The sequence below is a fragment of the Reyranella sp. genome (assembly GCF_965228225.1).
In the GTDB taxonomy this organism is placed as follows: domain Bacteria; phylum Pseudomonadota; class Alphaproteobacteria; order Reyranellales; family Reyranellaceae; genus Reyranella.
In genome coordinates this window covers 2,188,275-2,210,810 of sequence record NZ_OZ245801.1, presented here as the reverse complement: position 1 = coordinate 2,210,810, position 22,536 = coordinate 2,188,275, and the positions used below count along the sequence as shown (strand labels likewise).

Sequence of the window (22,536 nt, the reverse complement as noted above, 5' to 3'; positions counted from 1 at the left end):
GAAATCACGATGGACTACGCAAGGCCCGACGCCCTCGTCAGCACCGACTGGCTCGCCGCCCGCCTCGATGCGCCGGACGTGCGCGTCGTCGACGGCTCCTTCTACCTGCCGGCGCAGAAGCGCGATCCCAAGGCCGAGTTCGTGAATCAGCACATTCCGGGCGCGGTGTTCTTCGACATCGACGAGATCGCCGACACGACGAGTCCGCTGCCGCACATGCTGCCGCCGCCGGAGAAGTTCTCCGCCCGCGTCCGCAAGCTGGGGCTGGGCGACGGCAACAAGATCGTGATCTACGACACCACCCCGATGACCGGCGCCTGCCGCGTGTGGTGGATGTTCCGCGCGATGGGCTACAAGGACGTGTCGGTCCTGAACGGCGGCCTGCCGAAATGGATGAGCGAGGGCCATCCCGTCACCGACGATCCGACGCCTCCGCGGGAGCGCCACTTCACCTCGCGCCTCGACAACTCTCTCGTGCGCTCCGTTGACGACGTGTTCGGCCTGATCGACAGCAAGCGCGAGCAGATCGTCGATGCCCGAGCTGCCAACCGCTTCCGCGGCGAGGTCCCCGAGCCGCGCGCCGGCCTGCGCGGCGGCCACATGCCGGGTGCCTTCAACCTCCCCTACAACGAGCTGCTGGATCCCGCGACCGGCACGATGCTGCCGGCCGACAAGCTCGCCGCCCGCATCGCCGCCTCCGGCATCGACCCCTCGAAGAAGGTGACCGCGAGCTGCGGCTCCGGAGTCACGGCGTGTGTCATCGCACTCGGCCTCTATCTCACCGGCGCGCCCGAGGCGGCGGTCTACGACGGCTCGTGGACCGAATGGGGCGGACGGGCCGACACGCCCATCGTCACCGGAGCCTGATCCCTTCGTTCATCGGATAGCGGTTGTGCGTCGTGCCCGGAGGTCTATCGCTGGCCGCCGGCGCGAAGCCTGTGCCATAGTTGAGTCATGACCTCGAAGAAAATTTATACCCGCCCCGACACCGTTTTGGCCGTCTCGGGCCGCGACCCGGACAACAACTTCGGCATCGTCAATCCGCCCGTCTATCACGCCTCGACGATCCTCTCGCCGACGATGGACAAGTTCGAGAACCGGATTCCGTTCGAGGGCTTCGGCTACGGACGCAACGGCACGCCGACGCAGAAGGCGCTGGAAGACGCCGTCGCCGCCATCGAGGGCGCGCACCGCTCCATCGCCGTCCAGTCGGGACTGGCCGCCGTCACCGGCGCCATCGTGGGCTTCCTGAAGACCGGCGACCATATGCTGGTGACCGACAATGCCTACGGTCCGGCGCGCCGCTTCGCCAACACGACTCTGAAGGGCTTCGGCGTCGAGACCACCTACTTCGACCCGATGATCGGTGCCGAGGGTATCGCCAAGCTGATGCGGCCGAATACCAAGGTCCTCTATCTCGAGGCGCCGGGCTCGCAGACCTTCGAGGTCCAGGACGTCGACGGCATGGCTGCGGTCGCCAAGAAGGCCGGCGCGACCGTCATGATCGACAATACCTGGGCGACGCCGCTCTACTTCAAGCCGTTCGACCATGGCTGCGACATCTCCATCCACGCCGGCACCAAGTACATCGTCGGCCACTCGGACGCGATGATGGGCGTCATTTCCTGCGCCACGCGCGAGATGTTCGAGATCGCGAAGACGGCCTGCCAGTCGTTCGGCTTCCACGCCGCGCCCGACGACTGCTACCTCGCCTTGCGCGGCCTGCGCACCATGGGCGTCCGTCTGCGCCATCACGAGAAGAGCGGCCTCGAGATCGCGAACTGGCTGAAGACCCGGCCCGAGGTCGACAAGGTGCTGCACCCCGCCCTGCCCGACTGCCCCGGCCACGAGAACTGGAAGAAGCAGTTCCAGGGCTCCTCCGGCCTGTTCTCCTTCACCCTTCGCGACGGCATCAAGCGCCCCGCGGTCGCCGCCATGCTCGACGGCATGGACATCTTCGGCATGGGCGCGAGCTGGGGCGGCTACGAGAGCCTGATGATCCCGGCCCATCCCGACCAGTACCGCACCGCCGTGCCGTGGCCCGAGGGCAAGCAGCTGCTGCGCGTCCATATCGGTCTCGAAGACGTCGAGGACCTGAAGACCGACCTGGCCGAGGGCTTCGAGCGGCTGAACCGGGCGCACAACGCCTGATCCAAGCTCCGCGGTTAGTTCAGGCGTTACACCCCCAAACCTCATGCTGAGGAGGCTGCGCAGCAGCCGCCTCGAAGCATGGGCGCGAGCACCACATCTGGGCCCATACTTCGAGACGACGCGCTGCGCGCCTCTCCTCAGGATGAGGTCGTGTGGTGATCTTCGAGTTGGAAACCTCTAGCCGCCCCGGCACTCGCCGCAGACGCCCGTCACTTCCAGCGTCATGTCGCGCGCGGTGAATCCGCGGCGGGTGGCGCTGGCGGAGATGGCGTCGGACAGGCCGTCGCCCTCGATCTCCTCGGCGTTGCCGCACTCGCTGCAGATCAGGAAGAAGCCGCGATGGACCTCGCCCGGATGGCTGCAGCCGACGAAGGCGTTCATGCGCTCGATGCGATGGATCAGGCCGTTCTCGATCAGGAAGTCGAGCGCGCGGTAGACGGTGGGCGGGGCAGAGCCCAGATCCTCGTTGCGCAGGCTGTCGAGCAGCGCATAGGCGCCGACCGGCTTGTGGCTCGACCAGACGAGTTCCAGCACCCGGCGGCGCAGCGGCGTGAATCTGAGGTCCTTGGCGGCGCACAATTTCTCCGCCGCGGCGATCGCGTCCTCGACGCAGTGCTCGTGATCGTGGGCATGCCCGGCGGGCGCCGCTTTGGCTGGTTTCTTCAAGGGACTTCCGATTTGCCAACCGAGGAGGCGGCGATTATACGCGCCGTTCCTTCCGGAGGCCAAGGCTCGCCCCCATGAGCACATTGATGTCCCCAACGACCTACGAACAGCCCGAAATCGACGCCGCCCTCGCCGTCATCAAGTTCGATGCGCAGGGCCTCGTGCCGGCGATCGCCCAGCAGCACGACAGCGGCGAGGTGCTGATGATGGCCTGGATGGATCGCGATGCCGTGGCCGAGACGATGCGCACGGGCCGTGCATGCTACTGGTCGCGTTCGCGCAAGGGCCCGTGGCGCAAGGGCGACACGTCCGGCCATATCCAGACGCTGGTGGATCTGCGCATCGACTGCGACGGCGATACGCTGCTGGCGCTGGTCGACCAGACCGGCGTCGCCTGCCACACCGGCCGCCACAACTGCTTCTTCCGCGCGGTGCGCGGCGGCGTGCTCGCGGAGATCGCCCCCATCGAGATCGACATGGAGAAGGAAAAGGCTTGAGCACCCTCGCATCGACGCGCCGCGGCTTCCTTCTCTCAGCCACTCTCCTGCCGCTGGCCGCCTGCGCCACCACGCCCTCGCCCCAGCACACGCTCTCGCCGCGCGGCGACCGTCTGGTCGCGCTGATCCAGAGGACCGGCCGGGACAACATGACGGCGCCCGAGGCCTTTGCGCTGATGGGCATCACCAACCAGGGCCGTGACATTCCGGTGCGCCAGCTGGCCGACGACGGGCCCGACGGCCGCTACGTCGTGAACCTGGTGAACATCCGCCAGTACCACGAGTTCGTCTTCCAGCGCCGCCAGGGCGACGTGCTGATCCTTCATTCCGCCGATACGGCCTTCAAGCGACTCGTGAGCGTGCGCTATGCACGCAACGGCAAGCCGACGGTGATCGCGGACACCGCGTTCGCCGAGCGGGATTTCCAGCAGCAGACCGCCTTTTGGTTCGACCGGATACCGGGTCGTTAGTATTGTGACGGTGAGATGACAGTCACCGTCTCAGCTCCCTCCACGGCCCGCCGCACCCTCACCGTCTGCGGCGGCGCGCATGCCCTGCACGACGGCTTCACCGATCTCCTGAACGTCCTCTACCCGCTGCTGCAGTCGCAGTTCGGCTTGAGCTACGGCGCCATCGGCGCGCTCAAGACCTGCTACTCCGGCGCCATGGCCACCGGCCAGATCCCGTCGGGCCACCTGGCCGAACGTTTCGGCGGTGTTCGAATCCTGGCCACCGGCACGATGCTGATCGCCGCCGGCTATTGCCTCGCGGGCCTCAGCGGCTCGCTCTACGGCGTCGTTGCCGGGCTGCTCCTCGCCGGGCTGGGCGCCAGCACGCAGCATCCCATCGGCTCCAGCCTGGTCGCCGCCGCCTATCACGGCCCGCGTTCCCGCACGGCGCTCGGCACCTACAATTTCACCGGCGACGTCGGGAAGGTCCTGTTGCCGGCGCTCTTCGCGCTGATCGCGGCCTCGCTCGGGTGGCAGCAGGCGCTGGTCGTCATGGCCGCCCTTGCCGTTCTTGGCGCGGGCATCATCCTGGCCTCACTGAAGCCCATCGTGATGCACGGAACGGCCGAACCGTCGAAGGCGGTCGCCGGACAGGACCGGCCCTGGGCCTACTGGCTCCTGTTCTCGATCCACATCGCCGACGACCTGGTGCGCACGGGCTTCCTGATCTTTCTGCCGTTCCTGCTGCGCGACAAGGGCGCGGACCTGCCAACCATCGGCCTCGGCCTGTCTCTGATGTTCGCGGGTGGCGCCGCCGGCAAGCTGGTCATGGGCTGGGTCGGACAGAAGCTGGGCGTCGTGCCGTCGGTCCTGCTCACCGAAGCTGCCACGACCCTGCTCATCCTCGCCGCCCTGCCGCTCTCGCTCGACGTCGCGCTGCTGCTGCTGCCCGCCGTAGGCCTGGTGCTGAACGGCACCTCGTCCGTTCTCTACGGCACCATCCCCGAATTCGTGAGCCCGGAACGACGCACCAAGGCCTTCGCGGTCTTCTACACCGGCGGCTCCGTCGCCGGCGCGACGGGGCCGCTGCTGTTCGGCCTGTTCGGCGACGTGGTGGGCCTCACCACCGCGCTCGTCGCCGTCGCCTGCGTCGCGCTCACGACCCTGCCGATGGTCTGGGCACTGCGGCCGGCCTTCGCCGACGACTGACGCTCAGGCGCCCTGCCAGACCGGGCCCATGGGCTTCAGCCTGATGCCCTTGCGCAGGTGCTTGTAGGGCATGTCCACGGGATCGGTGATGTGCGCGCCAATCGACCGCACGACCAGGATCGTTTCGGCGATCGGCTGGAAGTCGGCGCGGAAATGGACGGTCGACTTCAGCGCCAGGATCGGCACTTCGGACGGCTCGACTCCGACGGCGCGGAACATCTCCTGGTCGGCGGCCTGCACCCGCTTGCAGGCGATCACCGCGGAGACGCCCGAAGCCTCGTCGGTCAACAGCGCCATCGGCCCGATCTGGAACTTGGCGCCGCCGTAGAACGGGCCGGTGCCGGTGAAGATGCCGTCGCTCAGCTTGACCACGCGCCAGTCGGCTTCGACGGGCTTCTCGCCACCGTAGCCCACGACGGCGCCGATACCGCGGCGCATCACGTTGCCCTCGCCAGCCTCGACCGCCGCCTTGGCCGCGCCCTCGTCGACGATCATGCCGATCACGGCACCCTTCGCCTTGTGGCGCATCAGGGCCGCCAGCAGCCCGATAGTGTCGGACGTGCCGCCCGCGCCGGGATTGTCCTGGACGTCGGCCAGCACGATCGGCTTGGTGGCGTTCTTCGACAGTTCGAGCGCGCGAAGCGCGGCCTGGTCGGGGTCCAGCAACTCGCCGTCGAACGCCTTCTCCTGGGCCTTCACCGTGGCGGCGAGCTTGTCGGCGGCCGCCTCGACCGCCTCCTTGTCATGGCCGTAGACGACCAGCGCCGGGCCGCAGTGCGCGATGTCGGCCGGCGGGAAGCCCGGCGTGTGAGTCACGCTGACGATTCCCTGATTGTGGCTCTTCTCGCCGGCCTCGAGCTCGCCCACCAGGTCGAAGATGGCCTTGGCCGGCTCGATGAAGGTGCACTGCCAGACCAGCGGGATCAGGAAGTCGAGCTGGCGATAGGCGCGATAGACCGGCCGCTTCTCGCGCAGCAGCTTGTCCAGAAGCTCGATCGCACGGCTGCCGGTGACCGCCATGTCGATATGCGGATAGGTTCGATAGCCGACCAGCGCCGTGGCAAGCGTGGCCATGTCGGGCGTCAGGTTGGCGTGATAGTCGAGGCTCGCCACGATCGGCAGTGCGTCGCCCACGATGCCGCGGATCCGGCGAAGCAGCTCGCCCTCGCCGTCTTCGGTGTTCTCCGCGACCATCGCGCCATGAAGATCGAGATAGATCGCATCGAACGGCCCCTGCTTCTTCAGGTCCTCGTCGAACAGCGCCCACATCTTCTCGAAGGCATCCTCGGTCACGTAGGAGGCCGGCGAAGCGGCCGCCCAGGCGAGCGGCACGATCTCATGGCCCAGTTCCGTCAGCTTGCTGACCGCGCCCGCGATCGGGATGTTGAAACCCTCGACGCCGGCAATCATCTCCGGGCCGCGCAACAGCGGCGGCCACGCGTCCGCACGGACGAACTCCTCCCAGGTGGCCTGCTGCGGCGCAAAGGTGTTCGTCTCATGCTGAAAGCCGCCGACAGCGATCCGCGCCATTCCAAATCTCCCGACAAGTATCCATCCACGTCGCGCACCCTATCATCGATCGCGCCTCCACACGCGCCTGTGAGGCAGCGATTGCGGAACCCCGGCGTTGTGCCGCCATGCGCAGCATGTCCTGGCCGGCCTTCCTCAAGAATTTTCCGCAAGGTCACCTCGTCGTCGCGGTGGCGGTCGACGTGGGTGCCGACGAAATCGGGAGCCGGCGACTTCGTGGTCTTCGCGATCTCCTCCATCGCGTCATCGGCCGCATGGCCTCGTCGGATGGAAACTTCGCCCTGACGGTCTCACGGGCGGCTGGATTCCCGGAGATCCTCTGTGGTTTCGAGGTGCAAGCCGACGCCGATGCCCTCGTCGCGCTCGGCAATGCCCAGCCGACGGATCGCTATCCGGGTTTTGCCACCCAGCGTGTCTTCGATCTCGACACCGCGATGGAGTCCGCCCTTGGCGCCGGTTTGCTGAGCGATGGGGACATCGACCAGCGCTGAACGTTGCAGATAGACGTGCAACTTCCTTTCCGTATTATCCTGGCCGATACCTGAAGGCCCGCAGGTATCCGGTTTGCATCTGCGAGTCCCCCAGCCCTCCATGCCCTTGTTCGCTTCATCGTTCGCCCGCCGCACGATCGCCTTTCTCGCCGCCGGTGTTCTTGCGCTCCTGGCCATCGTCGCCGTTTCGGCCTGGCTTTCCGTCCGCACGGCCCAGCACGCCGAAGAGGCCGTGGTGGAGCGCGACATACGCGCTCTCACCACCAATCTCCTGGCGGCGACCATCGACGCCGAGACGGGTCAGCGTGGCTATCTGCTGACGGGCGAGGCGCGCTATCTCAATCCCTTCGAGCGTGCCCAGCCGCGGCTGCGCAAGGACATCGCCACCCTGCGGGAGCTCGTCGCCAGAGACCCCGCCCAGCTGGCCGCGGTCAACGAGCTCGCCGAGGTGCTCGACGCCAAGATGGCGGAGCTCACGGAGACCATCGAGCAGACCAAGGCCGGCCAGCGGGACGCGGCAATCCAGACCGTCCTGTCGGATCGTGGGCGCCTGCTGATGGAGAAGGCGCGGACCCAGCTGGCTCACTTGATCTCGACTGCGGAAGGCAGGGTCGCCGCCCGTCTGGAGGCCGTGACCGACGGCGCGGAGCTTCTCACCTGGGTGACCGCGGCGGGCAGTCTCCTGATCGTTCTGTTCGCCGCCGGCGCGTCCTGGACGGTCGTTCAGTACACGCGGGACCTGGTGGCCGCGAGGTCCGAACTGCAGGCACTCAACGTCGGTCTCGAGGAGCGTGTCGCAGAACGCACCGAGGCCCTCACCCGCGCCAACGACGAGATCCAGCGCTTCGCCTATATCGTGAGCCACGATCTGCGTTCGCCGCTGGTGAACATCATGGGCTTCACCAGCGAGCTGGAAGCCGCCATGAAGTCGGTCGGCCCCTACGTGGCGGGCGATGCCACCCTTGCCAACAAGGCGCGGCTGGCGACCGAGGAGGACATTCCCGAGGCCTTGCGCTTCATACGGGCCTCGACCGGCAAGATGGACGGGCTGATCAACGCCATCCTCAAACTTTCCCGGGAAGGACGGCGGGAGCTGCGGGCGGAACCTGTCGATCTGGTGACCTTGTTCAAGAACGCCGCAGCCAGCGTTCGGCATCAGACGGAAGAAGTCGGTGCCGAGATCGCCGTCCCCGCATCCGCCCCTGCCCTCGTCACCGACCGGCTGGCCATGGAGCAGGTCGTCGGCAACGTCGTGGACAATGCGGTGAAGTATCTCGCACGCGACCGGCCGGGGCGCATCGTGATCACCACCGGCGAGACGGCGCGGCGCGTGCACATAGACGTCACGGACAATGGCCGCGGCATTGCCGAGCAGGATCACGAGCGCATTTTCGAACTGTTCCGGCGGGCGGGCGCGCAGGACAGGCCCGGCGAAGGAATCGGCCTGGCGCATGTCCGCGCCCTGGTTCGCCGGCTGGGTGGCGACATTACGGTGCAGTCCGAACTTGGTCGCGGTACAACCTTTCGGATAGATTTGCCGCGACGGCTCCGGCTCAACGAAAACTCAACGACAAGGTAGAGGCTGCGAATGAACGCAAAGCCCGTTTCCATCGTCATGGTCGAAGACGACGAAGGCCATGCCCGGCTGATCGAGCGGAACATCCGCCGCGCCGGCGTGAACAACGAGATCGTCGCCTTCAAGGACGGCACTTCGGCGCTGGCCTATCTTTTCGGCGCCGATGGAAGTGGCGAGGAAAGCAGTGCGCGCTCGCTCCTGATCCTGCTCGACCTCAATCTGCCCGACATGACCGGCGTCGATATCCTGGCGAAGGTCAAATCGAACACCCATCTCAAGCGCTCGCCGGTCATCGTCCTCACGACGACCGACGACCAGCGCGAGATCAAGCGCTGCTACGACCTCGGCGCCAACGTCTACATCACCAAGCCCGTCAACTATGAGAGCTTCGCCAACGCCATCCAGCAGCTCGGCCTGTTCCTCTCCGTGATGCAGGTTCCGGCAACCGACTGAAGATGGAACAGGTCAGGGTCCTCTACATCGACGACGATGCGGGTATCGGCAGACTGGTGGAGCGCGCGCTGGCGCCGCACGGCATCGGGATCCGCCACGTCGGCTCGGGTGACGAAGGGCTCGCGCTCCTGGCCAGCGAAAAATTCGACGCCATCGCGCTCGATCACAATCTGACCAACGAGACAGGCCTCGACGTGCTGGCCAAGATCCAGCGCGTCACCGTCGACCTGCCGATCGTCTACGTGACGGGCTCCGAGGATGCGCGCGTGGCCGTGGCCGCGCTCAAGGCCGGCGCCGCCGACTATGTCTGGAAGGACGTGCAGGGCCACTTCCGCGAGCTGCTGGGTTCGGCCATCCGGTCTGCCCTTCAGCAGCAGCGGCTGAGGGCCGAAGCCGAGGAAGCCCAGCGCACGATCCGTGAGGCGCGCGACCGCGCCGAATTGCTGCTGCACGAGGTCAATCACCGCGTTGCCAACTCGCTGGCGCTGGTCGCCTCGCTCGCCCGCCTGCAGGCCAACGCCGTCCAGAACGAGGCGGCGCGCAGCGCCCTGCTGGAGATGCAGGCGCGCATCATGGCGGTCGCGGGCATCCACCGGCGCCTCTACACTTCGTCCGACGTGCGCATCGTCGAACTCGGCTCCTACCTGATGAGCCTGATCGACGAATTGAGCGCCGCAATCGATGCCGCCGACAAGAAAAACACCGTGGCCCTGCATGCCGATGCCGACATTCGCGTGCCCACCGACAAGGCGGTCTCGATCGGCGTGATCGTCACCGAACTGCTGACCAACGCCTACAAATACGCCTACCCCGCCGCCATGCGCGGCGAGATCCGGGTGATCCTCCAGAAGATCGGCGAAGACACCGTCTCGCTCGCCGTCGAAGACGATGGCGTCGGCTGGAAGGGAACTGGCTCGGCGCAGGGCACGGGCCTTGGAACGCGTGTCGTGACCGCGATGGCGGCCAATCTCCAGTCCAAGGTCGAGTACGACACCGGTGTCGAAGGCACGCGCGCCAGTCTGCGCTTCAGGCTGTAGGCCAGCGCGTTCAGCGCCGTTGCGAGCCGTCCTCCCGTTCATCCTGCTTGCGACGGTGGGCTGCAGCAGCCCTGGCCCATGGCAGAAGCCCGGCGCCCTGCAATCGGAAGCCGCGACCGATCTGGCGTCCTGCCAACAGGAGGCCAAGGCCGCCATCGAGCGTCTCTACTCGTTCAGCTTCCCCTACCCCTACCCGCTCGGCTGGAACGGCGGCCGCCAGGTCGGCTATCTCGAATGGCAGCAGCGCGTCGAGACCTTCAAGTCCTATGAAGAATCCCGGCTCGCAACCGCCTGCATGCAGGCGAAGGGATACCGGGAAGCCGGGTCGCGTCAGGCGTCGCCTTTGCCGCTCGCGTCCTCGATGGCCTTGAGCAGGACCGGCCAGTATTCCTCGCCATGTCCCAATTCGACCGCACGCTCCATCACCTCGCGCGCCACGTCGGCGCCGAGGGCCGGTATGCCGGCCTCCTCGGCCATGTCGATGGCGTAGCTCAGATCCTTCAGGGCGTATTTCGTCGAAAAGGCGCGCTCCGGGAAAACTCCGGTCAGCAACGCCTTCATGCCGTGATTGCGCAGCGCGAAGGAATCGGCCGAGCCCTTGGTCAGCGTCTCGAACAGCACCTTGCCATCGACGCCGTTCGCGCGGGCGATCGAAAGGCCCTCCGCCAGCGCCACCACGGTCTGGAACAGGATCATATTGTTCAGGATCTTCACCGTCTGGCCCGCGCCGACGTCGCCGCAATGCGTGACTTCGCTTGCCATGTGGCGCAGCAGCGGCGCGATGCGCTCGAAGGTGGGCGTCGTCGCGCCGACCATGATGGAGAGCGTGCCGTCGATCGCCGCCTGTCGCGTGCGCGCGACCGGGGCATCGGCGAAGGCCGAGGCCTTGCCCTGGAACTCCTCGTAGAGCCTTCGCGCCAGGATCGGCGGTGCGGTGCTGAGATCGACCACCGTCCAGCCGAGCCTGGCCTTCGAGACCAGGCCGCCCTCACTCAGGCAGACTTCCTCGACTTCCCTGCCGCCCGGCAGCGACAGGAAGATGGTGCGACAGTTTTCACCGATCTCGTCGACCGACGCCGTCTTCACGCCGTCGGCCGCCAGCCTCGCAAGAGGCGCCGTGTCGCGGTCGGCTGCGAGGACGGTCATGCCGCTCTTGCGCGCGAGATTGCGGCACATCGGTTCGCCCATCGTGCCGACGCCGATAAATCCGATCATGTCCGTCATGTCAGTCCACTATGAAGAGCTTGGCGCCGGTCGCCGTACTCGACCGGTGACCGAGCGTGTTGTCGGCGACCTGGTAGCTCTGGCCCTGCTTCAGCTCGACTGTGCTGCCGTCGGCCAACTCGGTCGACAGCGCGCCCTCGAGCACCAACAGGATGTGGCCCTTCTGGCACCAGTGATCGGCCAGGTAGCCCGGCGTGTACTCGACGATCCGCACGCGGATGTTGTTGAAGGTCCTGGTCCGCCAGAACGCCTTGCCCGTCTCGCCCGGATGTTCGGTGCGCTCGACGGTTTCCCAGTCGGTCGTCCCGAAGGGTATCTCAAACATAAGCATGGTTCGCTCTAGCACATTGACCGGCAACGACAGATAGACGAAAAACACAACATGATCACTGCAAAAACGGCGTCGCGCCGCCTGAACAAGGCACAGCGCATCGAGCGTGTCGGGAAGCTGGCCCGCGGCAAGTTCGTGAACGCCGACAAGGTACCGGACGTCCTCCGGCGCATCATCGAGCCCGGCGACATCCTCTGCCTCGAAGGCGACAACCAGAAGCAGGCAGATTTCCTGGCCAACCAGCTCGCGACGCTCGGCAAGAGGGACTTGCGCGACATCCATCTGGTGATGTCCTGCATCACCCTGCCGGCCCATATCGAGCTCTTCAAGAAGGGCATGATCAAGCAGGTCGACTTCTGCTACGCCGGCCCGCAGGGCACCGCCGTCGCCGATCTGGTGAAGGCCAAGAAATTCCCGGTCGGCGCGATCCACACCTATAACGAGCTGTACGCCCGCTATTACATCGACCTCACGCCGCGCGTGGCGCTGATCGCCGCCGCCCAGGCCGATCGCAAGGGCAACCTCTTCCTCGCCGCCAACACGGAGGAGACGCCGGCGATCGTCGAGCCGACTGCCTTCTCCGACGGCATCGTGTTCGCCCAGGTCAACGAGATCGTCGACAAGTTGCCGCGCATCGACATACCGGCCGACCAGGTCGACTTCGTCGTCCAGGCTCCCTACCCGATGCACCTGCAGGCGCTGTTCACGCGCGACCCGGCCGCCATCACCGACGTCCAGGTGCTGATGGCGATGGTGGCCCTGCGCGGCATCTACGAGAAGTACGAAGTCCAGTCGCTGAACCATGGCGTCGGCTTCAACACCGCCGCCATCGAGCTCCTGTTGCCGACCTACGGCGAGCGACTCGGCCTCAAGGGCAAGATCTGCAAGTACTGGATGGTCAATCCGCTACCGACCATGATCCCCGCCATCGAGTCCGGCTGGGTCGAGAGCGTCTTCGCCGTCGGCGGCGAGGTGGGCATGGAGCGCTATACGGCGGCGCGCTCCGATGTCTTCTTCACCGGGCGCGACGGCAGTTTCCACTCCAATCGCGCAATGGGCCAGCTCGCCGGCCATTATGCCATCGACATGTTCATCGGCGCCTCGCTGCAGATCGACATCAATGGCAACTCCTCGACCGTCTCCAAGAACCGCATCACCGGCTTCGGCGGCGCGCCCAACATGGGCTGCCAGCCGACCGGCCGCCGCCATCCCACGAAGGCCTGGCTGAAGGCCGGCGCCGAAGCCAATCCCGGCCCCGGCTCACCGCCCGGCCGCAAGCTCGTGGTCCAGATGGTCGAGACCTTCCAGGCCGGCCGCGTGCCGACCTTCGTCGAGGAGCTCGACGCGACGGACCCGAGCATCCGCAAGGCGCTGCACGGCGTCACGCCCGTGATGATCTACGGCGACGACGTCACCCACGTCGTGACCGAGGAAGGCATCGCCAACCTCGCGGCCTGCCGCTCGGTCGCCGAACGACAGGCGGCCATCCGCGCGGTCGCCGGCTACACGCCGGTCGGCCTCAAGCGCAAGAAGCGCGAGACCGAGGACCTGCGCGCCCGCGGCATCGTCCAGTTGCCCGAGGATGTCGGCGTCCGACCGTCGGAAGCGAGCCGCAGCCTGCTGGCCACGCAGGACATCAAGGGCCTGGTGCGCTGGTCGAACGGGCTCTACGACCCGCCCTCGCAATTCGTCGACTGGTAGGACCCATCAGCATGGAAAAGTTCGCCAAGTCCTTCCCGTCCAAGCCGCTCGGCGCGAAGACCGCCAAGCCATGGTCGCTCGCGGGCGTCGTCGGCTCGGGCAATCTCGAAGTCCTGATGGAGCGTGGCGGCAAGCCGTCCGACGCGATGGAGTGCCACGTCGAGACGTCGATCCCCGGCTACAAGGCGTCATGGCTCGCGGCCCTCGCCGACTTCGCCCACCACTATCCGGCCGGCGGGACGAAGGTCACGATCAACGACCAGGGTGCCCCGCCCGTACTCGTCAACCTGCGCCTGCGCCAGGCCTACGACCATCTCACCAAGGGCGACAAATGACCGGCGCACCTCTTTTCCACGAACTGACCGCGCGCCAGCGCGTCGCGGCCCTCGTCGACGCAGGTTCGTTCCTCGAGCTGCTGCCGCCGCCGGAGCGGCTGACCAGCCCTTACCTCGCCCAGCTCGGCATCCCGGTCTCGTTCGACGACGGTCTGGTGATCGGCCATGCCAAGATCGGCGGCAGGAAGGTCTACCTTGCGGCCCAGGTCGGCCAGTTCGTCGGCGGCGCGGTGGGCGAGATCCACGGCGCCAAGCTCACTGGGCTTTTCAAGGCTGCGGCGCGAGACAAGGTGCCCTGCGTGCTGATCGTCGAGAGCGGCGGCGTGCGCCTGCACGAAGGTTCGTCCGGCGAGATCGCCATTGCCGAGACGATGCGCGCGATCTTCGAATGCCGCGCCTTGAAGGTGCCGACCATCGCCGTCATCGCCACCGATATCGGCGCCTATGGCGGCATCGGCATCCTGTCGACCTGCTGCGACTTCCGCGTCATGACCGAGCATGGGCGCCTCGGCATCTCCGGCCCGATCGTGATCGAGAAGTGGATGGGCAAGAAGGCCTACGACTCGGCCAACCGCGCCCTGGTGTGGAAGACGAGCGGCGGCAAGACCAAGTACCTGCTGGGCGATGCCGATGCGCTGGTCCATGACACGGCCGACGCGGTGCGGGACGGCATTTCCAGGCTCCTCGGGAAGTCGAGCGCGGTCAGCCTCGCCGCGGTCAAGGCGCGCCAGAAGGAACTGGAGAAGCGGCTGAAGAAGTTCGGCGCGGCGACCGATCCCGACACCGTCTGGAAGAGCATGGGCGTCCGCGACATCGCGGCCGCGTCGCTGGCGTCCGGGCCGGAGTTCGCCGCCCTCGCCAAGCGTGGGAAGTAGGTCATGAAGAAGCCGACACCGAAGAAGCCATCCGCCCGCGCCGTCCTGGCCCGACTGTTCGGCGCCTCCGCCACGGGCATCGCCATCGAGAAGTCCGTTCTAACCGGCTATGCCATGGTCGACGGCGCCAAGGTCTGCGTCATCGGCACCTGCGATGGGACGTACATCGACAACGAGGCCGCGCTGCGCCTCGCCGCACACGTGATCCAGTGCATCGAGCGCCAGCCCAAGACGCCGATCGTCATGCTGGTCGACAGCGCCGGACAGGAGCCGAACCGCGTCGCCGAGATGCTGGGTCTCGCGAGCTATTTCGGCCATCTCCTGTCCTGCCTCGAGCTGGCGCGGCGCAGGGGCCACAAGCTGCTCACCGTCGCCACCGGCCAGGCCGTCGGCGGCGCCTTCCTCTGCTACGGGATGTTCGCCGACCGCATCTACGCTCTCGACTCGGCCAGCGTCGGCCTGATGCCGATCGCGGCGATGTCGGCCGTGACGAAAATTCCAGCGGCCGTCCTTGAGAAGCTTTCGAAGACCATGCCCTCGCTCGAATTCGGCGCGGCGCCGTTTGCACTGCTGGGCGGCGTGGAGGAAGTCTGGTCGGCCAGCGACAACCTCCCGGCGAAGCTCGCCGCCGCCATCGCGACCTCGTCGGTCGAGGACAATCGCGCCGAGCTCGGCAAGAAGCGTGGCGGCCGCAAGCTTGCCCTCGACATCCGAAAGAAGGTCCTCGCCGAATCGGCGCGATGACCGGCCTCCGGCGTCATACGCTGGTCTGGCTGTCGCAGGCCCCCGGGGCAGAGACCGCTGAAGATCGCACCCGGGCGGCGATCTGGCATACGGCCGGTCGTCCCTTCGTCGTGACGCGCCGACGGAACGACGGCAACGAAATCGGCCTGGGGTTCTGCACCACCGATCCGGCCCATCCGGAACTACGGCCACGTCGCGTCGCGGCCCTGACCGACCCGGCTCACATCGTTCGCCACGCGCGGCCACCGCGCCTCGAGGAGATCGCGCGCTGTCCTGCCGCGACGGCAAAAGCCGATTCGTTTTCGCATTTGATCTCTGCCGCAGCCCAGGCCGGCCATGACCTCCGCGTCTATGGAAGCTGGATGTGGCAGGCCCTGACCGGCGAGCGCCACGTCCACGAGGCGTCAGACCTCGACGTGGTGATCGAGGCCGCCGACCTCGACGCCGCCTTGCGCACGGCGGCTTTCCTCGCGCACGAGGAACAGGAACTCGCCTTCCGTATCGATGGCGAGCTCTCCTTCCCCGATCTCGGCGAGGTCCAGTGGCGCGAGCTTCTGCAGCCCCAGGACGAAGTCCTGCTGAAGTCGATCGAATCGATGCAGCTCGTGTCCCGCACGCGCCTCGCCCGATGACCCGCGATGACCAGGCGTTGGCGCGGGCCGCCGTGACGGCCCTGCGCGACGAGCTGACGGCCTATCCCAAACCCGGCCTCGTCAGTCCCGTCGATTCCGGCGCCCATGCCGACATGGATTTCGAACTGATGTGCCGGTCGGCCGATTCGCTGCGGCAGCCCTTCGCGTCGCTCGCCGCGGCAGGCCGCGCCGCCGCGTCCTTCGAGCAGGCGCTGATACCGCTCGGCATCGAGGCCGAGCGCGGCATGCTGGCGGTCACCGGCGGGGTCAACACGCATCGTGGGGCGATCTTCTCGGTCGGCCTGATGGTCGCCGCCATCGCCCGCGCCCAGACTGCCTCTTCGTCGCCTTCGCCGGCCGCCGTGCGCGCGGCGCTCAGGGAAACCTGGGGCGACGCGCTCGAAGCCCACGCCGCCCGGAGTGACGAGGCAAGTCATGGCGGTCTCGTGCGCCGCCGTACCGGCCGCGACGGCGCCCGCCGCGAGGCCGCCCGCGCCTTCCCCGCCGTGTTCGAGACCGGCCTTCCTGCCTATCGCCAGGCGCGAGAGGCCGGCCTCGACGACAACGCGGCCGGTATCCAGACCCTGTTTGTCCTGATGTCGTCGCTCGACGACACGACGGTGCTCTATCGGGGTGGCCTCGAAGCAGACTCTTTCGTACGCCGGTCGGCGGCGGACTTCCTGGCCGACGGCGGCTGTCGCCAGCCCGGCTGGTTCGAAAAGGCGGAAGCGCTGCACCGCGCCTTCATCGCGCGCCACCTGTCGGCCGGCGGCTGCGCCGACCTGCTGGCCTGCACACTCCTCGTCTCGCGCTGCTGCGACGACGCCTAGCCCCAGCCCGCCAGCGCGCGTTCGAGGCTCTCCGGGCCGCGGTAGAGCACCGCGCGCCAGCCGGCCATGCGGGCACCGTCGACGTTGCTCGCCTTGTCGTCGACGAACAGGATCGACTGGGCAACCGTGACGCCCATGCGGGCCTGCGCGTTCGTATAGAACACGCGCTCGGGCTTGCAGACGCCCAGCGCGGCTGAATAGACGATCTCGTCGAAATGCGCGTCGAGCCCCATTCGGTCGCGCAGATAGGCGATGCGATGATGCTCCTGGTTGGTTGCCGCGAAGACCCGACCGCCGGTCCGCCGGCGCCAGGCGTCGGCCTGGGCGAGGACGCCGCGGTCGATGTCGGAGTCCTTCTCGAACCAGTAGGCGACGAACTCCTCGAGCCGGTCGGCCAGACCCTTGCTCTCGAAATACTCGTGCAGCGCCACGTAGAGATCGAGGCGGCCGCGCAGGACCTCCATGAACTCCGGCTTCAGGAAGAATTCCGGGGCCAGCTCCTCGTCATGGCTGAGGCCCCAGTCCTCCTTGAGGGTCGCGTACCAAGGATGCGGCGAGCCCGGCTGGGCAAGGGAAACGACGCCATCGATATCGAGGACGAGGACGGGGCTGGAACTCATGGGCCGGCATGCTACAGCACCGGCCGCCCGAAAAGGAAAGTCCGTTGCAGCTCATCGTGCCCGACCTCACCCATCTCGACGGCTATGCCGACGCGCTCCGCCGCGGCTGGTCACCCGACAATGTGCGGGTCGACGAGGCGCCTCGGGAGGAGCTGGCTCGCATCGAGGCCGATCCGGCGGCGTTCGTGGCCTCGCTGGACGATCCCGAAGCCAAGGCCGGTCCGGTCACCCTGCCCGACGGCTCGATGGTCGCGCGGATGCCCGGCTACCGGCGCTGGATGTGGGACGGCGAATTCTGCGGCTCGATCGGCTTTCGCTGGCAGCCGGGGACGGCAGCACTCCCCTCGTACGTTCTTGGCCATATCGGCTATGCCGTGGCGCCGTGGAAGCGCCAACGGGGCTATGCGACCCTGGCGCTCGGAATGCTCCTGAAGGACATCCGGCGGCACGGGCTGCCCCATGTCGACCTGACGACGGATCCCGACAATCTGCCGTCGCAGAAGGTCATCACCGCCAATGGCGGCGTCCTCGTCGAGCGCTTTGCCAAGGTCGCCGCGCATGGCGGGACAGAGGCGTTGCTGTTCCGCATTCCCCTCTGCAGCCCGTTGGTTTCAGGCTGAAGCGTATCCAGCGGTTCGGATCCAAGCCGCACATTCGGCTGGATCGAATGTGCCAAGGATTACTTGATGGCATCGGAGGTAGCGTCGCCGGCTCCAAGATCGGCGAGGGAACGACCTGTTCGATGGGTTGAGATCGTGACTCGGGTAGGCTTCCCGCCGCCGGCATGAGTGACCGTGCGAAGGTCTTGACCTCAGGACGTTCGATGGCGGGTGCTGGCCTCTGGCATTGCGAACACGGCAAATGCCTTGCCTTTGCGGAACCAAGGCAGGTTGCAGGTTTGTAACTTGCGCACTTGGGTAAGGTTCCTTACCGAAGCAGTAATCCGTCAGGCGGCGTGCATTTGCTCGGTGGGTCTTCGACAACCAGCCCCAAGGAAACATCAATGACCAATCTAATGAAGGATCTGAATATCGCGCTCGTGATGTTCGATGGAGCAGAAGAGCAGGATGTCGTCGGACCGTGGGAGATGTTCTGGTGGGGGACGACCTTCGACGGTCTCCCGGAGGACAAGGACGTCACGGAAGATAATTTCAGCTACACCTTCAACAACGTCTCCAGAAAGCTGCCGAACGTTTTCACGGTAGCTCCCACGACAGATCCGACGACGATGTCATCGGGCATGAGATTCCTGGCCGATTACACATTCGCGAACGCCCCTGCTGCCAATGTCGTTGTCGTCCCAGGTGGCGAAGGCGCGAGAGATACCGCGAAGCTGAAGGCGAACGGAACGCTCGACTACATCCACAAGCTGGGAACGCAGAAGGATTGCAAATACGTCATGTCCGTCTGCACCGGCTCCTTCGTTCTCGGGCATGCCGGTCTTCTCGATGGGATTCACTGCACGACGTACATGAACCAGTACAACCGATTCGCACGGGAAATCCCGTCTGCAAAGCTGGTTCGGGATACGTCGATCAATTTTGTGCAGGATGGAAAGCATCTGACGAGCAACGGCCCTTGTTCCGGGTTGGCCACCTCCTTGAGGCTCGTAGAGGACCACGTCGGAACAAGAAAGAAGGACAAGCTTCGCGAATTGTTGTCGTTTGTGTATCCGACAGCCAAGGGGCTCATCCTGGACAACGGCTCGTTGACCGAACACAACGTCTGAACCGAAATCCCTGGGCAGGTTTTGCCTTCAGGCTCAACTCCGGTCGGCGCAAGCATCGACCAGGCCGCGCTTCGCTCGTCGAAGCCGGCCTAAGCCTCGATCGGCTCAGGCCCGGGCGAGACGCGTCACCGTTTCGGCCATCGCCGCAAGGGCAGCGAGGCCCCGGGCCTTCAGGACCCTCGATGAATCGCGGCGCCCGATCTCTCCTTCGAGCACCAGGGTGATGAACCCATGCATGGTGCCCCAGGCCAGATCGGCAGCCTGCTGCCGTACCTCGTCCGCCGCATCGCCGATGACGTCGTCAAGAACGATGGCCAGCAGGCGACGGATGCTCTCGGCGCCCTCATCCCCCTCCTTGGGTTCGATGTGGTTCGCCTCCCGGCTGAACATGAGCTGGAAGAGCGTGGGATTGGCGGCGGCAAACGCCATGTAGCCAACGCCAAGACCGACCAGGCGTCCTGTGGGTTCGCCGTCCACCGCCCGTTCGGATTCGGTGGTCATGGCCACCGTCAGCTCCGCGAAACCGCGACGGACCAGTTCGGCCAGCAAGTCGTCCATCGACGCGAAATGGTGCGCAGGCGCGGCATGAGAGACTTCGGCTCGGCGGGCGCACTCCCGCAACGTGAAGCCGCGGATGCCCTTTTCTTCGACGAGCTTGCGGCCCGCCGATATCAATGCCTCGCGCAAGTCGCCGTGGTGGTAGCCTCGCGCCTTGGAACGGGTCATTCAGCCTCCAGCAGGATCGAACAGACTATAAACTTGACGGTGAGAGGAGGCCAAATTTCGGCTGACGTCGACGCAAGATGATGGCTTTATCCGCCGAGTTCACGAGGTTTTTATGTCTTACGAAACCTGGGTCGCCTTTGCTGCGGCGTCGAGCATTCTTCTGGTGATCCCCGGTCCGACCGTGCTCCTGGTCGTGTCCTATGCCCTTGGACAGGGCTGGCGCACCGCGCTCCCCATGGCCATCGGCGTCGCCTTGGGTGACTTCACGGCCATGACCCTCTCGATGCTGGGCTTGGGCGCCCTGCTGGCGACCTCGGCCAGCCTGTTCACGATCCTCAAGTGGGTTGGTGCCGCTTACCTGGTCTATCTCGGAATCAAGCTGTGGCGCGCCGGCGGCACGCTCGACACGGCGCCGCGAACCGATACCGTATCGGCCGCGAAGATGCTGGGACATGCCTGGCTGGTGACGGCCCTCAATCCGAAGAGCATCACCTTTTTCGTGGCCTTCCTGCCCGCCTTCCTCGATCCCAAGGCGGATTTCCTCACCCAGATGCTGGTCTTCGAGACCACATTCCTGGTGCTGGCCTTCGCCAATGCGTTCGGCTACGCGCTGGTCGCCTCGCGGGCGCGCCGGCTGGCCTCCGATCCGCGTGCCCTCGGCGTCGTCAACAAGGTGGGGGGCGGCCTGCTGATCGGTGCAGGCGTCGCCACGGTGAGCTTCGCCGGCTCGCGGAGCTGAGGCTCAGCGCGCCGGTTCGCTGACGAAGGCGATCTTGGAGAGGCCGCCCTTGGAGGCGTCGGCCAGGGTCTCCGAGACGTAGCGGTAGGGCACGGTGGCGTCGGCGCGGAGATAGACTTCCGGCTGCGGCCGCTTGCGGCCGGCCTCGACGAACTTTTCCATCGCCTCCTCGCGCGTCACCCGCTCGCCACCCCAGAACAGCGAGCCCTGGGCGTCGATCGCGAACTCGATCTTCTCGGGCTTCTGCAGGTCGGCGTTGGCCGTCGCCTTGGGCAGGTCGAGCTTCACCACGTTGGTGAGCAGCGGCGCCGTCACGATGAAGATGACCAGCAGCACCAGCACCACGTCGATCAGCGGCACCATGTTGATCTCGGCCATCGGCTGGGACGAGGTCTTTCGTTCGAAGCTTCCGAATGCCATTGCCCGCCTCCCTCAGGTCACGGCCGCGAGCGGCACGCTGCCCGGCTTGCGGCCGGCCTGCAGCGCACGGCCCATCGACAGGAAGGTCAGTAGCTCGAAGGCGAAGGCGTCGAGCTTGGCCGTCAGCACGCGGTTGGAGCGGGTCAGCCAGTTGTAGCCCATGACCGCCGGCAGGGCGACCGCGAGGCCGATGCCGGTCATGATCAGCGCCTCGCCCACCGGGCCCGCCACCTTGTCGAGCATGCCAGAGCCCGACATGCCGATCGCCACCAGCGCGTGATAGACGCCCCACACCGTGCCGAACAGGCCCACGAACGGTGCCGTGGCGCCGATCGTCGCCAGCATGGTGAGACCGTTCTCCAGCGACGTCGTCTCCTCGTCGAGCACCTTCTTGATGGTGCGCGTCAGGAACTCGGTCTCGCTGCCCGCCTCTTCGAGCTTGGCCGCGCCGAACTTCGCATGATGCGCCTGGGCATGCAGCGAATGCGCCGTCAGATGGCCGAACGGCTCGTTCACCCCGTGGATGTTGAGTTCGTTCTGCACCTGCTCGAGCGACGTGGCGCTCCAGAAGAAGTTCAGGAACCGGCGGCTGCGCCCTTGGCGGATGATCTGCCCGATTCCCTTGTAGACGATCAGGTACCAGGAGATCGCCGACATCACCGCCAGCACGCCCAGAAGGATCTTGGCGACGATGTCCGCCTGCGCGATGAAATGGCCGAAGCCCAGGGCCGATGCGTCGCCCATGCGATACTCTCCTACTGCAACACGAATTTGATCGGAACGTGGACCCAGACCGCCTGCGCCAGGCCGCCTTCCACATAGGGCCGGAACTGCGCCGCGCGGACCGCGCTCAACGCCGCCTGGTCGAGATCGGCATGGCCCGACGACGCCGCCAGCGAGACCTGGGCCGGCCGGCCGGTCACGTCGACCAGCACGCGGATCGTGGCCGTCCCCTGCTCGCCCGCCCGCCGCGCCCGCGCCGGATAGGCCGGATTGGGCTGCACCAGCCAGCCGAGTTGCGAGGCCTGCACCGTGCGCGGGCCGGCCGGCGCCGCCGGCGCGGCCTGCTGCGGCCCCGCCTCGACCGGCGCGGCCGGGCGCGCCGGCTGCGGCTTCTTCTGCACCGGCTTCGGCTCGGGCGGCTTGGGCTTGGGCTCGACCTTCTTCTCCGGCGGCGGAAACTCCGGTGGCGGCGGCTCGTCGGGCGGCGGCAGCTCGACCTTGGCCAGCGGGAACTCCGGCGGCGGCAGGTCGGGCGGCGGCGGCTCGACGATCGTCGCCAGCTCCGGCGGCGGCGGCTTCAGCTCGACCGGCGGCGGCGGCTCCGAATCCTCGATCTCGGGCTGGGCCGGCTCCTCCGCCGTCACCATCCGCACCTCCATCGGTGCGATGTCGCCCACCACCAGCTTCACCGGCTCGACCTGCGTCAGCGCCCAGCCTCCTCCCACATGGAAGAAGATCACCAGCGCAAGGATGCCCCGGCGTGCCGCGGTCGAGAGCGGCTCGCGCGATGGTCCGGGCGGGCCGGGCTCAACGAAGGGCGGATTCGAAGACACGCGTTCTACCACTGA

At 66.7% G+C, this 22,536-nt stretch carries 27 protein-coding genes; 18 read left to right on the top strand and 9 right to left on the bottom strand.

Annotation, left to right across the window (positions count from 1 at the left end; all coding sequences use genetic code 11):
• Nucleotides 1-9: 9 nt before the first annotated feature.
• Nucleotides 10-867: a 3-mercaptopyruvate sulfurtransferase gene (sseA, locus tag ACO07K_RS10595; protein WP_422035897.1), complete on the top strand. Its 858-nt coding sequence runs from the start codon at nucleotides 10-12 to the stop codon at nucleotides 865-867.
• 87 nt (nucleotides 868-954) lie between these two features.
• Nucleotides 955-2,151, top strand: coding sequence for a cystathionine beta-lyase (gene metC / locus ACO07K_RS10590; protein ID WP_422035896.1), 1,197 nt, complete (start codon nucleotides 955-957; stop codon nucleotides 2,149-2,151).
• Between the two features lie 177 nt (nucleotides 2,152-2,328).
• Here metC and ACO07K_RS10585 read toward each other — a convergent pair whose 3' ends face one another.
• On the bottom strand, nucleotides 2,329-2,817 hold the full coding sequence (locus tag ACO07K_RS10585; protein WP_422035895.1) for a Fur family transcriptional regulator: 489 nt from the start codon (nucleotides 2,815-2,817) through the stop codon (nucleotides 2,329-2,331).
• Between the two features lie 86 nt (nucleotides 2,818-2,903).
• On the opposite strand from ACO07K_RS10585, the gene hisI reads away from it, so the two are divergent.
• Genes hisI through ACO07K_RS10570 form a run of 3 tightly spaced genes read left to right on the top strand, consistent with a single transcriptional unit; the run spans nucleotide 2,904 to nucleotide 4,972 of the window.
• Entirely contained in the window at nucleotides 2,904-3,314 is a 411-nt protein-coding gene (gene hisI / locus ACO07K_RS10580) for a phosphoribosyl-AMP cyclohydrolase (RefSeq protein ID WP_422035894.1), read from the top strand.
• The gene (locus ACO07K_RS10575) at nucleotides 3,311-3,784 is read left to right on the top strand and encodes a hypothetical protein (protein WP_422035893.1); all 474 of its coding nucleotides are present in this window, start codon (nucleotides 3,311-3,313) and stop codon (nucleotides 3,782-3,784) included. Before hisI ends, ACO07K_RS10575 begins: the two co-directional genes overlap by 4 nt.
• 15 nt (nucleotides 3,785-3,799) lie before the next feature.
• The gene (locus ACO07K_RS10570) at nucleotides 3,800-4,972 is read left to right on the top strand and encodes an MFS transporter (protein ID WP_422035892.1); all 1,173 of its coding nucleotides are present in this window, start codon (nucleotides 3,800-3,802) and stop codon (nucleotides 4,970-4,972) included.
• Between the two features lie 3 nt (nucleotides 4,973-4,975).
• Here the strand turns inward: ACO07K_RS10570 and ACO07K_RS10565 are convergent, their stop codons facing one another.
• Nucleotides 4,976-6,502: a M81 family metallopeptidase gene (locus ACO07K_RS10565; RefSeq protein ID WP_422035891.1), complete on the bottom strand. Its 1,527-nt coding sequence runs from the start codon at nucleotides 6,500-6,502 to the stop codon at nucleotides 4,976-4,978.
• 116 nt (nucleotides 6,503-6,618) lie between these two features.
• Between ACO07K_RS10565 and ACO07K_RS10560 the strand changes: the two genes are divergently transcribed.
• From ACO07K_RS10560 to ACO07K_RS10545, 4 genes are all read left to right on the top strand, one after another.
• Nucleotides 6,619-6,993: a hypothetical protein gene (locus ACO07K_RS10560; RefSeq protein ID WP_422035890.1), complete on the top strand. Its 375-nt coding sequence runs from the start codon at nucleotides 6,619-6,621 to the stop codon at nucleotides 6,991-6,993.
• Between the two features lie 100 nt (nucleotides 6,994-7,093).
• Nucleotides 7,094-8,572, top strand: a complete 1,479-nt coding sequence (locus ACO07K_RS10555) for a sensor histidine kinase (RefSeq protein WP_422035888.1) — start codon at nucleotides 7,094-7,096, stop codon at nucleotides 8,570-8,572.
• A gap of 9 nt (nucleotides 8,573-8,581) precedes the next feature.
• Nucleotides 8,582-9,022 (top strand): response regulator, encoded by a 441-nt coding sequence (locus ACO07K_RS10550; RefSeq protein WP_422014103.1) that lies wholly within the window; start codon nucleotides 8,582-8,584, stop codon nucleotides 9,020-9,022.
• 2 nt (nucleotides 9,023-9,024) lie between these two features.
• Complete coding sequence (locus tag ACO07K_RS10545) at nucleotides 9,025-10,059, top strand: sensor histidine kinase (protein WP_422035887.1); 1,035 nt, start codon at nucleotides 9,025-9,027, stop codon at nucleotides 10,057-10,059.
• A 330-nt stretch (nucleotides 10,060-10,389) separates the two neighbouring features.
• Here the strand turns inward: ACO07K_RS10545 and ACO07K_RS10540 are convergent, their stop codons facing one another.
• Nucleotides 10,390-11,283 carry an NAD(P)-dependent oxidoreductase gene (locus ACO07K_RS10540; RefSeq protein WP_422035886.1) on the bottom strand — a complete coding sequence of 298 codons (894 nt, stop codon included), beginning with the start codon at nucleotides 11,281-11,283 and terminating at the stop codon, nucleotides 10,390-10,392.
• Nucleotide 11,284: 1 nt separating this feature from the next.
• Entirely contained in the window at nucleotides 11,285-11,614 is a 330-nt protein-coding gene (locus tag ACO07K_RS10535) for a DHCW motif cupin fold protein (RefSeq protein WP_422035885.1), read from the bottom strand.
• Between the two features lie 51 nt (nucleotides 11,615-11,665).
• On the opposite strand from ACO07K_RS10535, the gene mdcA reads away from it, so the two are divergent.
• The 6 genes from mdcA to mdcB are packed head-to-tail and all read left to right on the top strand — an operon-like array spanning nucleotide 11,666 to nucleotide 16,731.
• Nucleotides 11,666-13,315 (top strand): malonate decarboxylase subunit alpha, encoded by a 1,650-nt coding sequence (gene mdcA / locus ACO07K_RS10530; protein WP_422035884.1) that lies wholly within the window; start codon nucleotides 11,666-11,668, stop codon nucleotides 13,313-13,315.
• 11 nt (nucleotides 13,316-13,326) lie between these two features.
• Nucleotides 13,327-13,650, top strand: coding sequence for a malonate decarboxylase acyl carrier protein (locus ACO07K_RS10525; protein WP_422014115.1), 324 nt, complete (start codon nucleotides 13,327-13,329; stop codon nucleotides 13,648-13,650).
• Nucleotides 13,647-14,525 (top strand): biotin-independent malonate decarboxylase subunit beta, encoded by an 879-nt coding sequence (locus ACO07K_RS10520; RefSeq protein ID WP_422035883.1) that lies wholly within the window; start codon nucleotides 13,647-13,649, stop codon nucleotides 14,523-14,525. The genes ACO07K_RS10525 and ACO07K_RS10520 overlap by 4 nt, the downstream gene beginning before the upstream one ends.
• Before the next feature lie 3 nt (nucleotides 14,526-14,528).
• Nucleotides 14,529-15,269 carry a biotin-independent malonate decarboxylase subunit gamma gene (locus tag ACO07K_RS10515; protein WP_422035882.1) on the top strand — a complete coding sequence of 247 codons (741 nt, stop codon included), beginning with the start codon at nucleotides 14,529-14,531 and terminating at the stop codon, nucleotides 15,267-15,269.
• Entirely contained in the window at nucleotides 15,266-15,901 is a 636-nt protein-coding gene (gene mdcG / locus ACO07K_RS10510; protein WP_422035881.1) for a malonate decarboxylase holo-[acyl-carrier-protein] synthase, read from the top strand. The genes ACO07K_RS10515 and mdcG overlap by 4 nt, the downstream gene beginning before the upstream one ends.
• Nucleotides 15,898-16,731, top strand: coding sequence for a triphosphoribosyl-dephospho-CoA synthase MdcB (gene mdcB / locus ACO07K_RS10505; RefSeq protein WP_422035880.1), 834 nt, complete (start codon nucleotides 15,898-15,900; stop codon nucleotides 16,729-16,731). Before mdcG ends, mdcB begins: the two co-directional genes overlap by 4 nt.
• Here mdcB and ACO07K_RS10500 read toward each other — a convergent pair.
• Nucleotides 16,728-17,351 carry an HAD-IA family hydrolase gene (locus ACO07K_RS10500; protein WP_422035879.1) on the bottom strand — a complete coding sequence of 208 codons (624 nt, stop codon included), beginning with the start codon at nucleotides 17,349-17,351 and terminating at the stop codon, nucleotides 16,728-16,730. The two genes, mdcB and ACO07K_RS10500, sit on opposite strands and share 4 nt — an antisense overlap.
• A gap of 44 nt (nucleotides 17,352-17,395) precedes the next feature.
• Here ACO07K_RS10500 and ACO07K_RS10495 point away from each other — a divergent pair, with 44 nt between their 5' ends.
• Nucleotides 17,396-17,971, top strand: a complete 576-nt coding sequence (locus tag ACO07K_RS10495) for a GNAT family N-acetyltransferase (protein WP_422035878.1) — start codon at nucleotides 17,396-17,398, stop codon at nucleotides 17,969-17,971.
• A gap of 383 nt (nucleotides 17,972-18,354) precedes the next feature.
• Nucleotides 18,355-19,080, top strand: coding sequence for a DJ-1/PfpI family protein (locus ACO07K_RS10490; protein WP_422035877.1), 726 nt, complete (start codon nucleotides 18,355-18,357; stop codon nucleotides 19,078-19,080).
• A 105-nt stretch (nucleotides 19,081-19,185) separates the two neighbouring features.
• Here ACO07K_RS10490 and ACO07K_RS10485 read toward each other — a convergent pair whose 3' ends face one another.
• Nucleotides 19,186-19,806 carry a TetR/AcrR family transcriptional regulator gene (locus ACO07K_RS10485; protein ID WP_422035876.1) on the bottom strand — a complete coding sequence of 207 codons (621 nt, stop codon included), beginning with the start codon at nucleotides 19,804-19,806 and terminating at the stop codon, nucleotides 19,186-19,188.
• A gap of 112 nt (nucleotides 19,807-19,918) precedes the next feature.
• On the opposite strand from ACO07K_RS10485, the gene ACO07K_RS10480 reads away from it, so the two are divergent.
• Entirely contained in the window at nucleotides 19,919-20,545 is a 627-nt protein-coding gene (locus ACO07K_RS10480) for a LysE family translocator (protein WP_422035875.1), read from the top strand.
• 3 nt (nucleotides 20,546-20,548) lie between these two features.
• Here ACO07K_RS10480 and ACO07K_RS10475 read toward each other — a convergent pair whose 3' ends face one another.
• The 3 genes from ACO07K_RS10475 to ACO07K_RS10465 are packed head-to-tail and all read right to left on the bottom strand — an operon-like array spanning nucleotide 20,549 to nucleotide 22,521.
• Nucleotides 20,549-20,965 (bottom strand): ExbD/TolR family protein, encoded by a 417-nt coding sequence (locus ACO07K_RS10475; protein ID WP_422012007.1) that lies wholly within the window; start codon nucleotides 20,963-20,965, stop codon nucleotides 20,549-20,551.
• 12 nt (nucleotides 20,966-20,977) lie between these two features.
• Nucleotides 20,978-21,709 carry a MotA/TolQ/ExbB proton channel family protein gene (locus ACO07K_RS10470; protein WP_298317276.1) on the bottom strand — a complete coding sequence of 244 codons (732 nt, stop codon included), beginning with the start codon at nucleotides 21,707-21,709 and terminating at the stop codon, nucleotides 20,978-20,980.
• An 11-nt stretch (nucleotides 21,710-21,720) separates the two neighbouring features.
• Nucleotides 21,721-22,521 (bottom strand): energy transducer TonB, encoded by an 801-nt coding sequence (locus tag ACO07K_RS10465; RefSeq protein ID WP_422035874.1) that lies wholly within the window; start codon nucleotides 22,519-22,521, stop codon nucleotides 21,721-21,723.
• Nucleotides 22,522-22,536 lie beyond the last annotated feature (15 nt).